The organism is Methanoculleus chikugoensis (assembly GCF_900095385.1).
GTDB lineage: Archaea > Halobacteriota > Methanomicrobia > Methanomicrobiales > Methanoculleaceae > Methanoculleus > Methanoculleus chikugoensis_A.
This window is the reverse complement of the sequence record NZ_FMID01000030.1, coordinates 1-12,508: the sequence shown is the minus strand read 5'-3', so window position 1 is coordinate 12,508 and position 12,508 is coordinate 1. Positions and strand designations below refer to the sequence as shown.

General features: G+C 56.7%; 11 protein-coding genes. 9 read left to right on the top strand and 2 right to left on the bottom strand.

All coding sequences use genetic code 11. From position 1 onward, the window contains the following. The first annotated feature begins 83 nt into the window (after window positions 1-83). The 3 genes from L21_RS06410 to L21_RS06400 all read left to right on the top strand — a co-directional run bounded on the left by L21_RS06410 (window position 84) and on the right by L21_RS06400 (window position 1,866). Window positions 84-788, top strand: coding sequence for a type IV pilin N-terminal domain-containing protein (locus L21_RS06410; RefSeq protein ID WP_074369667.1), 705 nt, complete (start codon window positions 84-86; stop codon window positions 786-788). Then, entirely contained in the window at window positions 785-1,276 is a 492-nt protein-coding gene (locus L21_RS14400) for a type IV pilin domain-containing protein (RefSeq protein ID WP_083608837.1), read from the top strand. The genes L21_RS06410 and L21_RS14400 overlap by 4 nt, the downstream gene beginning before the upstream one ends. A 176-nt stretch (window positions 1,277-1,452) precedes the next feature. Then, window positions 1,453-1,866, top strand: coding sequence for a hypothetical protein (locus L21_RS06400; protein ID WP_074369666.1), 414 nt, complete (start codon window positions 1,453-1,455; stop codon window positions 1,864-1,866). A gap of 18 nt (window positions 1,867-1,884) precedes the next feature. Here the strand turns inward: L21_RS06400 and cca are convergent, their stop codons facing one another. Continuing rightward, window positions 1,885-3,231 (bottom strand): CCA tRNA nucleotidyltransferase, encoded by a 1,347-nt coding sequence (gene cca, locus L21_RS06395; protein WP_256712546.1) that lies wholly within the window; start codon window positions 3,229-3,231, stop codon window positions 1,885-1,887. A gap of 23 nt (window positions 3,232-3,254) precedes the next feature. Further along, on the bottom strand, window positions 3,255-3,794 hold the full coding sequence (gene thpR, locus L21_RS06390; protein WP_074369664.1) for an RNA 2',3'-cyclic phosphodiesterase: 540 nt from the start codon (window positions 3,792-3,794) through the stop codon (window positions 3,255-3,257). Window positions 3,795-4,022: 228 nt separating this feature from the next. Here thpR and L21_RS14540 point away from each other — a divergent pair, with 228 nt between their 5' ends. From L21_RS14540 to L21_RS14290, 6 genes are all read left to right on the top strand, one after another. Further along, window positions 4,023-4,298: a glutaredoxin family protein gene (locus L21_RS14540; protein WP_342764771.1), complete on the top strand. Its 276-nt coding sequence runs from the start codon at window positions 4,023-4,025 to the stop codon at window positions 4,296-4,298. After that, entirely contained in the window at window positions 4,295-7,927 is a 3,633-nt protein-coding gene (gene nrdD, locus L21_RS06380; protein WP_074369662.1) for an anaerobic ribonucleoside-triphosphate reductase, read from the top strand. The genes L21_RS14540 and nrdD overlap by 4 nt, the downstream gene beginning before the upstream one ends. An 86-nt stretch (window positions 7,928-8,013) precedes the next feature. After that, entirely contained in the window at window positions 8,014-9,045 is a 1,032-nt protein-coding gene (locus tag L21_RS06375; RefSeq protein WP_074369661.1) for a DUF1786 domain-containing protein, read from the top strand. A gap of 273 nt (window positions 9,046-9,318) precedes the next feature. After that, window positions 9,319-9,705 carry a hypothetical protein gene (locus L21_RS06370; protein WP_054847267.1) on the top strand — a complete coding sequence of 129 codons (387 nt, stop codon included), beginning with the start codon at window positions 9,319-9,321 and terminating at the stop codon, window positions 9,703-9,705. A gap of 1 nt (window position 9,706) precedes the next feature. Continuing rightward, window positions 9,707-12,247 carry an Hsp70 family protein gene (locus L21_RS06365; RefSeq protein ID WP_074369659.1) on the top strand — a complete coding sequence of 847 codons (2,541 nt, stop codon included), beginning with the start codon at window positions 9,707-9,709 and terminating at the stop codon, window positions 12,245-12,247. A gap of 9 nt (window positions 12,248-12,256) precedes the next feature. Beyond that, window positions 12,257-12,508 (top strand): hypothetical protein (locus L21_RS14290; protein ID WP_218600633.1); only part of this gene is annotated, 252 nt, incomplete at its 3' end.

Below are 12,508 nucleotides of genomic sequence, written 5' to 3'. Positions count from 1 at the left end.
GTTAAATAGTTATAATGATAATAAAATTGCGTTGTGCAGAGACCGGGCCCTCCCTGCACAGCATCGAAAACGGAGGAATCTAGATGAGTATACCAAACGAGGATGCCGTATCACCGGTCATCGGCGTCATGCTCATGCTGGTGGTGACGATTGTCATCGCCGCCGTGGTGAGCGGGTTTGCCGGCGGACTGGCGGGGGAGACCAGAGTCGCGCCGACGGCGTCCATCGATGTAAAAATTTACAGTCTTGAGAACTATGGGGCAATGCCTCCCTGGGGGAGCGGATACTATTGCCCCGGTATCGTCATCGAACACCTCAGCGGCGATGTACTGCCCACAAAAGACCTCCAGATAGTCACCTATTTCACGAATGCGTCGTCGGGCGAGATCGTTAAAGGAGGACTCGAGGGTGAAGTCTATGTTCCAGGCGATGACTCTTGGCAATCCTGGAAAAGTACGCAAAATTGCAGCGTCCTGTTTTTGAACGATCAGAACCGTTTCAAATCCAGTACCATTCAGAACAACACCGGGAACGAAAACTGGTTCGGGAACATCTCGGCCACGTTCAGGCCGGGGGACATCCTCTGCGACCCGCACGGTTTTGCCGGCAACTACAACGACAACCACAAACCCGACAATCCGCACGTCAACCCCGCGATGAATGAACTCTTCGGCGTGAACTGCTCGGACGCTTCATCGGGCTTTGTACCGGGAGCGGTTGTCGACTTCAAGATCCTGCACAAACCAAGCGGGAAGTACGTCTTTGACAGAGAGGTGGTCATCCGATGAGGATCGAGAACGATTCTGCGGTTTCACCGGTCATCGGGGTCATGCTCATGCTGGTGGTGACGATTGTCATCGCCGCCGTGGTGAGCGGGTTTGCCGGAGGTCTTGCAGGAGAGACGGGAAAAGCCCCTCAGGCATCGATTGAGTGTACGGCCGATCTGGTTCGGCACCAGTTAACCTTCGAGCACAAGGGCGGCGACGCCTTCACGCTCAGGGACGTAAAGGTGATCCTCGCCTCAGAGGATGCCAAGACCACACTGACCACCGCGGATGTCGGCACAAATGCGGTCGCTTTTGAAGAACTGGGGGCCGCCGACAACATGATCGCGACGGGAGACAAGTTTGTCCTCAAGGGGGCAGATCCCCCCGGGTGGACCGAAGGCATCACATTCGGTAGTATGACTCTCGTCAAGAACACGATGATCAAGTGGACCATCGTCGACAAGGCGACGGACAGGATGATCGCATCAGGCTCGATAGCGCTGGTATGAACGATCAAAACCGGGAGGGCGCGAGAGCGACGGGACGTGCGATCCCTGAACTCAACCCTCCGTCTTATCCCGACAGAGCCTGTGACTGCCCGTGCAGGCGGGGTTGAAACCTGCCCGGACCATACCAGCCCCGGGCAGGAACCCCGTCCCCGGCGCAGAAGTCCGGGAGATCCGGGATGCCTGAAAGACCGCAGGCGAAGAACAACCAGAGGTACGGTAAGATGGCACGATATTTTGGGTATTCTCCGAAAGGCACCGCGAAGAGTGCCGTAGAATCGTTTGAATCGACAACCCAGGTGCGGAGCGCCGGGGGAACGCTGCTCGGGACTGTTTACGTGGACATCTCCGACGAGGAATGGGCCGTCGCCATTGCCTACGGCAGGACACAGCACCCGAAACTCAGGGGCCCGGAACCGATCTACGAGGTCAGGTACGCGCACCGGACGGGGGAGACCGGGGAGACAGAGAGGATCGACACCCGGGAAGAAGGCGCGTGCGCCATTACGGTCGACCCGTTCCCATCAGTGGATGACTTTATAGTCTGGGCCCTGGGCGAAGAAAAGGGGCGGATCACCGGCACCGTTGTGTGAGGGGGTCCGGGCCGGCCCCTACTTCCCCGTCAGTCTCTTCATCCTCGCGAGCGGCGACGACCGCTCGATGAATCCCGAGAGGAACCCGGCAAATTCCTCGTCCCAGCACTCCGCACCGACCTTCACCGTCCAGCCCTGCTTCATCGAGCGGTGGACGTGCTTGCCGAGCGCGACATCGAAGAGCGCCTTCGACCGCAACAGGTCGACCGCCCGGGTGAACGTGCGAGGGATTTCGACCACGTAGCGGCCGTCCTCCACGTAAGGGCCGGCGAAGACCTCCTCGCTCACGTATTTCGCGAGGAACTTCTCGGCGTTCTCCCGCGCCGAGAGCGGCGGGCCGATATGCCGGCGCATCACCGGAACGGTCCCGGCCATCAGCTCGAAGAGGAGCATGCACCGCTCTTTTCCCATGCAGACATCGATGCGGTTGACCGGAAACCCGTTCCGCTCCAGGAGTTCCCGGATCGACTCGGCGGACTTGCGGAGCTGGGGGACCACCGTGTCGGGGGTGTAGTCCGGGGTTGCAAACGCGATGGAGAAGAGGTGCGTCCCCCGCGCGGAGAGGAGACGGGCGAAGACCTCCCGGGTGAGCGGCGGCGAGGGAGGGCGGCAGAAGAAGGCCTCCGACGGCCCGGCGAGGTAGCCGCGGGCGAGCTCCACGAACTCGAACATCCGCGAGAGCGAGAGCGCCGCCGCCACGTTTCTCTCCGGATCGACCGGATCGATGACGACGAGCGGATCCTCGAACTCCTTCGCGGCGTGCCCCTCGATATCGATCACCTCCCCGGGCTTCCAGCAGGAGGCGGCCTCGAGGAGCGGGTGGAACCCCCCGTAATGGATCGTCAGGATCTCGCAGAGGTAGCCGGAAAACCCCTCGGTCATGTGATCCGAGCCGTAGACCCCGCCCGACTTCGCGAACTGCTTTAAGAGAAGGACGTCGTCGGCATAGCCGCCGATATGCGAGAGGATGTAGCGGGTGTGAAACGGCGTCCGGTCCACGGCGCTCTTGATCTCGGTGGCGCTCGCGACGGCGTAGCAGGGGACGAGGTCGATGTCGAGCGAGTTGATCGTCGCGTTGACGTAGGGGTGCTCCGCGTACTTCTCCCGCCAGGTCGCGCCGAACTCCTCCGCGATCCGGTGCGCGAGGGCCAATCCCTGCTCCTGTAGCTCCTCCCGGGAGAGAGAGGGATCGAAGAGCATGAAGATGTCGAGATCGCGGTCGCCCCGGACGAAGGTATCGCGGGCGACCGAGCCCACCATCATCGCCTTCGCCTTCCCCGAACGCTCCACCGCCTCGATCAGCCGCTTTCCGATCGCACGGATGTAGGTCCGCTCCTCGGGCGTGGGGCGGATCCTATTGAGCACCTCCTCCTCGCAGGGGCACCGGGTCAAAGCGCGACCTCCGCGAGATCCTCGTAGATCGAGCCGCGGGGCGTCAGCGTGCTCTTCTTGAGTTTGATGCTCGCCACCCGGCAGGTCCCGAGCGGTTCGCGCGGGATGGATGCCGCCTCCCGGCACTGCGAGGGGTGGAAATCCTTCACCCGGGCAAGGGTCACGTGGGGGCGAAAAGGACGGGTCTCCCGGGAAAACCCGAGCGGCGCGAGGAGATCGTCCACCTGCCGGGCAAGCGCGGCGCTCTCCCCGCCGTCCGTGACGTCGCACCAGATCACCCGCGGTTTTCGCGGCGGGTTGCAGACGGGGTACCCGACCGTCAGGCTGAAGGGAGCGGCCCGGACAGCCCGGAGCGCCTCGACGACCGGATCGACCTGCGCCGGATCGATCTCCCCGAGGAACTTCACCGTGAGATGGAGGTTTGCAGGGTCGACGATGGCGAGCCGTCCGGACGACCGTTTCAGGATCTCCTGGGACTCGCGGGCGCGCTCCCGGATATCCTCCGGCAGATCGATTGCAACGAACGTCCTGACCATACTACCGTACTATCGTGCTTCACCCTACAAAATGGTGATTGTCCGGCGGAGGCTTGAGCGCCACAACAGAGCGCAAGGCGGCCGGGGAATCCGGCAGGCAGGAGGTTTTCGGGCATCCGCATCGGGGGCGCGGGAATATGCTCACCGATGAGAAGCAGCGCCCCGCATAGAATGAGATCTGTTATAACCGTACAAAACGAAAATATAGTGACCGAATAATCCGGGGGTATTATCATTTCAGATACAACGCAATTCACCGTATACACACTGGAATTCTGCCCGAATTGCGAAATCCTCAAAGAGTTCCTGAACTCAAAGGGGGTCCCCTTCGTCGAGTGCGACATGGCGTCCGCCGAGGCGCTGACCGAACTCCGCATGAACGGCGTATTCGTCCAGGAAGCGCCGGTTCTGCAGAAGGGCGACGCATTCTACACCTCCGCCGATCTCTTCAGCGGCGGCGCGTTCCAGGAAAACCTTGTCGCCGATCTGATCGCGGAGGCATGAGGTTGACCCGCAAGTCGACGCAGGCGACTCTATTCGGGGAGTTCGTTCCGACGTTCCCGAAGGTCAGGACATCCCGCGGCTTCCTCCTCGACTGGGACCGGAACCGGATCGTCAGGCAGATCCTGGAGGAGACCCGGCTCGTGGAGACCTTCTACGGCTACGAGGGGGCCGACGAGGAGACGGCGAAGGACATCGCCCGGAGGGTCGAGAAGAAGATCCAGATGCTGGGCCTTCAGTCGCTCTCCGGCCCCCTGATCCGCGAGATCGTCAACATGACGCTCCTCGAGCGCGGCCTCGTCCCCTACCGCAACGTCTGCACCCGGGTGGGAACCCCGGTCTTCGACGCGCATCTCATCGACGTCGGACGCGGGTTCGAGGCGCACGACAACGCGAACCTCCAGGAGAACGCCGAGACCTCGCACAAGAAGAAGGCGGACAAGATCAGCAAAGAGCAGTACCTCCTGCAACTCCCCCCGGACCTTGCGGACCACCACCTCCGCGGCGATCTCCACATCCACGACCTGGAATACTTCGGGACCCGTCCGTTCTGTATCGACGGGAGCACGGTCATACCTGTGCGGATGAATAACCGGATCCGGAGCGTCCGTCCAGACGAACTCCCGATCGAGGGCGACGAATGGCACCCGGATGACCTCTCCGCGCTCACCCCGAAGGGCTGGAGACGGGTCGCAAAGGTGACTCGCAGGAAGGTGAATCCGGGCGAGATGCACCGGATCCGTACATCAGGCGGACGAACGCTCCGGGTCACCGGGGAGCACCGGATCCCGGTGCGGACCAATGAGGGGATGGCCGTCCGTCGTGCCGACGAGGTCAGGCCCGGGGACGCCCTCTACCGGATATCCGGGACCGACGGTCTCCGCGGGGAGACGATCGGATCGATCGATCTTATCCAGGAACTATCCGCATCGGTTCCGGCCGAACTCCTCGGGAACGTCTACGTCCGCGGTGCCGAAGGGATCTTCAGCCACGTGGTGCAGAGCGGGCTGGCCGCTTCATACGCCGAAATCTCGCGGGTACTTGGCGTCGAACATCAGAAGCAGTGGTATACGCGCGGGATTATGCCGGTTACTCTCTTCGCAGCCTTCTGCAACCGCTACGGCATCGAGGATTATGCAGGAGCCACCGTCGGAGTCACCGGGAGCGAGCACGAGCTGCCTGCCCTTCTCACCCTTACGCCGGAACTCGTCCGGCTCCTCGGGTTCTTCGTCGCCGAGGGCAACTACAACGCCGTACCGGCAGTCGGGCAGTACAACCTCGCGATCACGGAGAACCACCAGGCACCTGCGATCCAGGCCGCGGCATGCATGGCCCTGAATACCTATGCGACGATTGCCGGCGGCGCTCCGGATACCACGACCATCTACGGGGTCGAGGTGGAGCGAAACCGGGCGCTGCAGGTCTACTTCGGCGGCAAGACGGCCTACCTGCTCTTCCGCTACGTCTTTGCCATCCCCGAGGGAGCAGCAGGAAAACGCCTCCCCTGGATCGTCTACCACCTGGACGACGTGCTCCTCCACGAGTTCCTCTCCGCACTCTTCACCGGGGACGGTTCGGCATACTACCGCCCGGAAAAATCGGACTGCATCGTCAACTACTCCACCGCATCGCCGGCGCTCCGGCAGGAGCTCTCGCTCCTTCTTGCGGCGCTCGGCATGACTCCCCATATCGTCGAACTCTACGGGGACGGGGAAGAACGGCGGACGCTCTACCGGCTCCAGCTCAACGGCAGGAAGAACATCGAGACGTTCGCCCGGTACGCCACGTTCCTTGATTCGCGGCAGGACCACATCGACGGGTTCCTCTCCGCGGTGAAGGGAACACGGACCGCCGAACGGAAGGAAACCGTCGTCGAGGTTACTCCGGCGGAATCGACCGGCGCGTACGTCTACGACCTCTTCATCGACGGCGACGGGAGCGAGGAGAGCCACACGTTCTATGCCTCCGACGGCCTCCTCATCCACAACTGCCAGGACTGGGATCTCCGCTACTTCTTTTACTACGGCCTGATGCCCGACGGCAACGGGACGAAGGCCTCGGTCGCCGGCCCGGCGAAACGGGCCGAGGTGGCGGTCCTCCACGCGGTCAAGGCCCTCGGCTCCGCCCAGACGAACTTCGCCGGCGGCCAGGGCTACTACAACTTCCTCACGTTCATGGCGCCCTTCTTCGAGGGGATGGACTACGAGGAGATCCGGCAGCTGATGCAGATGTTCGTCTACGAGATGACCCAGATGATGGTCGCCCGGGGCGGCCAGGTGGTCTTCTCGTCGGTCCAGCTCTCCCCCGGCGTCCCGACCCTCTGGAAGGACAAGCCCTGCGTCTACCGCGGGAAGGTCTGGAACGGGGAGCAGGCACCGCTCCGGACCTACGGCGAGTTCGAGCGCGAGGTGCGGCTCCTCTTCAAGGCGCTGATGGAGGTGATGCTCGAGGGGGACTACTGGGGCAAGCCCTTCTCCTTCCCGAAACCCGAGATCAGCATCGAGCCCGACTTCCTCACCGAGGACGAAGAGTTCAACCGCGAACACCCCGATCTCCCCACCTACCAGGACCTCTACCTGATGACGTTCGAGCTCGCGTCCAAGTACGGCAGCCCCTACTATGACAACCAGATCCCCGCCTACCGCGGGGCCGGAGAGGGGATCTCGTGCTATCAATGTTGCGCGTACCAATTTTCCTCCCTCGCCGACGAGGACGACGAGTTCGAGGACAAACTCTACTTCCGGGAGGGGAAGCATTTCTCGATGGGGTCCTGGCAGGTGATGTCGATCAACTGTCCGCGGGCGGCGTACAAGGCGGAAGGCGACCAGGAACGGCTCTTTTCCGAACTGAAATCGCTCATGGACATCGCCGTCGATCTCTACCGTATCAAGCGCCGCTGGATGTCCCTCATCCGGACGAACGGGAGGATGCCGTTTGCGATGCAGCGCCCGAAGGACCCGAACACCGGCGAACGCGGCGCGGTTGCCGTGGATCTCGAAGGGCTCGTCTACACCATCGGCGTCGTCGGGGTCAACGAGATGGTGCAGCACTTCACCGGCCACCAGCTCCACGAGTCGAAGGAGGCGTTCCGTCTCGCCGTCCGGGCGATGACCGAACTCGAGATGTATGCGCGCGAACTCTCGAAGAAGCACAACATGACGATCGCTCTCGCCCGCACCCCGGCGGAGACGACCGGCCAGCGGTTCGCGGTCGCCGACCTCCTCGACGAGCGGTTCCGCGACCACGCGATCAAGGTCATCAAGGGCGACGCTGATAAGGGGCTCGATATGCTCGGCACGACGCTCGACCTCCCCATCTACTACACGAACGGCACCCACGTCACCCCGGGAGCCCCGGTTCCGCTCACAAAGAGGATCGAGATCGAGCACGTCTTCTTCCCCGTCGTGGACGGCGGCAACATCTTCCATATCTGGCTCGGGGAGGCGCGTCCCGACCCCCGGGGGCTGATGGAGATGGCGATGAATCTCTGCCGGACGACCCAGATCGGCTACTTCGCCTTCACCCGCGACCTCACGGTCTCCCTGAAGGAGTACCGGGAACTGAAGCCGGCGCGCCCGGACACGGGGAAGACGGCCGGCACCTCCCCGGCGGCGGACCGGGCGGATGCCTGACCGGGAACATATCTTTTTTGCTCCCCGGTAAAACTCAATGTAGGAACTGCACGGCACGACGCCGCGGCAGCGCGTGAGGCACACCCATGATCGATCTCAAAACATCACTCCTTGCCATCGACGTCGGCCGGGGCACCCAGGACATCCTGGTCTACGAGCCCGGCCGATCGATCGAGAACAGCATCAAACTGGTCCTCCCCTCCCCGACCGTGGTGACGGCGGAGAAGGTCCGGCAGGCCACCCGCGCCGGGCTCCCGGTCTTCCTGGACGGACACCTGATGGGCGGCGGCGCGAACACTGGTGCGATACGCGAACACCTCTCCCGCGACCTTCCCGTCTACGCCACGCCGGAGGCCGCCGCGACCCTCCACGACGACCCGGAACGGGTGCGGGCGCTTGGAGTCGAGATCCGCGCCACCCCACCGGGGGACGCGGTGATCGTCCGCACCACCGACTACATGAAGCAGGAAATAAGGCAGGCGCTCTCCCTCTTCGGCGTGGACTACCCACAGAACGTTGCCGTAGCGGTCCAGGATCACGGCTACTCGCCGCACCGGAGCAACCGCATCCACCGGTTCGAACTGATGCAGGAGCGGCTGGACGCCGGCGGCTGGGATATCCTCTCGCTCGCCGCCGACCCGCCGCTCGCCGACATGACCAGGATGCAGGCCGTCCGGCACCAGGCGCCGGGCGCGCTCGTCACCGACACCGGCCCCGTCGCCCTCATCGGGGCGCTCTGCGACCCGGAGGTCCGGCGCATGGCAAAGACCGGGGTGACCCTCGTCAACGCCGGAAACGGGCACACCCTCTGCTTCACCCTGAAAGGGCGGGAGATCCACGGTCTCTTCGAGCACCACACCGGCGCGCTCGAACCCGAAAAACTCCAGCGCTACATCCGGCGGCTCGCCGACGGCACCCTGACCTCGGAGGAGGTCTTCGACGACGGCGGCCACGGGGCGGCGATCAGCAAACCCCTCACGACCGATGCCGTTGTCGTCACCGGCCCGAACCGGCTCCGGCTGCTCCCGGAAGCCTACCAGGCGGCGCCCTTCGGGGACATGATGCTCTCGGGATGCTTCGGGCTCGCGTATCTCTGGAAGGTGTTTAGAAAGGCGTAAGGGGAAGCCCCCAGTTTTTAGCCGGGACGTACCTCTATAGTTACATTCCAGTAAAGTATCAGGATAATTACTCCAATTTTTAGTCATGGTGCTTGTTAATATCGCCAGTTGATCGTAACGAATGCAATTATGATCACGCAGTACTCTGTAAGAATCCCTTAAAAGAAGTAAAAAGTTTTTCAGCCACTAACGCAGGAGTGATCTGAGTAATAAGTTATTTATCTAATGTTGTTTTAGAATCACTTAATGTAAATGGTCGGGGGCATTTGTGACGTGAATGTTACCAAGAGAAATACATTCGAAATTGAGAGAAAAAATTTCATTAAATGTGCTGTTGAAGTTTGGCGTCTTCGAAATCACATTGAGCCCATTAAAGAGAAGCAATTTACAGTAATCAGGCATTCAATTTTAAACCTCTTCTATTTGTTTGAAAAAGAAGGCATTTCGTTTGTCGAACTAAAGAATCAAGCATATGATGCTGGGATGGCATTGGAAGTAATTGATATCGAGGAAAATTCGCAACTACCAAAAGGATCAGTTACTATCAAGGAGGTAATTGAACCTCTTGTCTTATTGAATGGCCAGGTTATAAATCAAGGTCAAGTTATTCTCGAAAAAGGTACGCTGGAAGACGTACCAATGTTGATCCACGAGGAGTAAGATGACTGATATGATAAATTATGGTATTGATCTTGGCACGACTAATTCAGCGATAGCAAAATTTGATGGAACAAACATCCGTGTTATTAAGAATCGCGACCAAAATGAATTGACTCCATCTGTTATAAGGATAGACAAAAATAAGCGCATTCTTTGTGGAAAAAGGGCGTATCAGACCCTTATTTTAGACCCAGAAAACGTCGCATCAGAATTCAAACGCCTTATGGGACAAAGCGATAAAATTAATTTTTCAGCAGCCTCGCTTTCCCTATCTCCTGAAGAGTTATCAGCTGAGGTTTTAAAATCTCTACTAGCCGACGTTCGGCTTCAAACTGACGAAAAAGTAGAATGTGCTGTAATTACTGTACCTGCAGCATTCGGTCAACTTCAATGTGAAGCAACGGCTCGTGCAGCAACTCTTGCTGGGCTTGAAGATGCTCCTCTATTGCAGGAACCCCTCGCCGCGTCAATCGCGTATGGCATGAAAGCGGATTCCCGGGATAAAAAATGGCTTGTGTACGATCTTGGCGGTGGAACTTTTGATCTCGCCCTTATTTCCACCAAAGATGGTAACATGTCAATTCTGGCACATCAAGGGAACAACATGCTTGGGGGTAAGGATTTCGATCGATTAATTGTGGAAACAATACTCTGGCCACACCTGGAAACTAATTTCAGATTGCCCAGTCAACAGGAGAATCCAACATTTCATCGAAGGTTGTCTCAAATACTGAGAGTAAAAGCGGAAGAAGCTAAAATAGAATTAAGTTATTCAGACAGAACAATTATCAGTATTTTTGATGTTGGAGATGATCTACAGGGCGCCGTAATTGAGGCGGATATCCCAATTACTAGAATGGACCTGCAACCATTGGTCGAACCATATATTCTAAAAACAATTGAGCTCTGTAAAAGCGCATTGAAAAACGCGAAGTTAACCACAAGTGATATTGAGACAGTAATATTGGTAGGGGGATCTACTTATATGCCAATATTACGAGAAATGCTCAAATCACATTTAGGCATTCGTTTAGAATTCTCAATTGATCCAATGACTGTTGTTGCTCGCGGTGCTGCAATCTATGCATCCACACTACCATTACCAAAACGTACCAATCTTCCTACAACTGAAAATTATTCAGAGTCTGAGGTTGTTCTCAACCTTGCATACGAACCAGTCTGGGCTGAAACAACAACATTAGTTGCTGGAAAGGTTGAGAGAAAACCCAAAGGCACTCAATCAATTGAAATATCAATCCAATCAGAGTCCAACCATTGGGATAGCGGTTGGATTCCCGTAAAAGATGACTACTTCGAGTTTGATGCCTATTTACTAGAAGATACAACAAATAAATTCTGGATCTATGCCAGAGATGAAAAAGGCAATGACCTCACTCCAAATCCAGAAAAAATAATAATCCGTCACGGATTGACTCTTTCAGAGCCACCTCTACCACATACAATTGGTGTAGAAGTTATCAATAATGACAGGAAAAAAGAGATAGATATTATCTTTAGTCGCTCAACCCCACTTCCCGCGTTTAAGAATATCACCTATACAGCGAAAAAGACATTAACCCCTGGCCTAAACGATGATTATCTTGCGATAAAGATCTGGGAGGGTGAAAACCTAGCAGATCCAGAAGCGAATAACATTGTCGGTGCGCTTAAAATCCGCTCTGAAGAGATTCGAAGGCCGATTCCTGAAGGAGCGGACATTGAAATTTCAATTGAGATTTCCACATCCAGGCTCATGAAAGTGCAGGCCTTTGTTCCCGTAATCGGTCAGTATTTTCAGGAACGAGTCTATGTCCCAAAAGAGAGTGAAGATATTGTTGTTGAGAAGGTAAAAGAGGTTGATAGGGAGATTGACAATCATCTTGAAAGAATAGTCAATTTAAATGAGTTTGCCCAAGAAGAAAGCAGTGCCAGTAATATTAAAAAAGAGTTGAATGAAATTAGAATGAAACTAGAAGAACTCACCGAGGAAAATAAAAGATACCAAAACAAAAGTTCAAACGATCCAGATGATGCAAAACGAGTGATTGAGAAGTCAAAAGAAATACGAGGAGATCTTAGCAGAATCGAGAACGATATTTCCGTTAAAAGGAAATTTTCAATCGTTTTACGAGAATTGCGAGAGTATAGAGCGATAACTCAAGAAGTTGTGACCACGTGGGGAACCTCGATAGATAAAAAAGAGTTTGAACTATTGAATTATGAAGCAGATAAAAAAGTTGACGAGGAAAATGAGCGGGCATTAATTAAAATAACCAAGGACATGGATAACTTAAGGTGGAGAATTCTCTTCGAGCAGGATTGGTATATTAGGCAAGTTTTTGAGGAGTTGTGCGAAAACAGAGAGAGTTTTGTTAACATACAAGAATCCCAACGACTGATTGCACTTGGGCAAGGTGCAATTAGTCGTGGAGATGGTGACACCTTAAAAGAGATAATCAAAGGCCTCTGGGAATTACTGCCAAAGAGTACCGTGCAAGCAGAGGAGGAAGAGAGATTTGAACCTGGAATAAAACGAAAATAATGTGTGCACATGATAAAAAACAGACCATCGTTTCCAAAAGGCAAGGAGTTCTTATCATCAGGGTCAATAGGTACTGTACGCTGTTGTTCAGATGGCCTCGAGGTCTATCAACTCGTTCATCCAATCCACAAAAATCTTTTTGGGGTAGTTATTCATTGCGAAACAGATACTGAAGCAGTTGCGACCAGTGAGCTTCACCAAAAATGGTGGATACTCCTCCAGAATATCTCAATTCTGGAAAAAACGAGGATTGCATTTCGT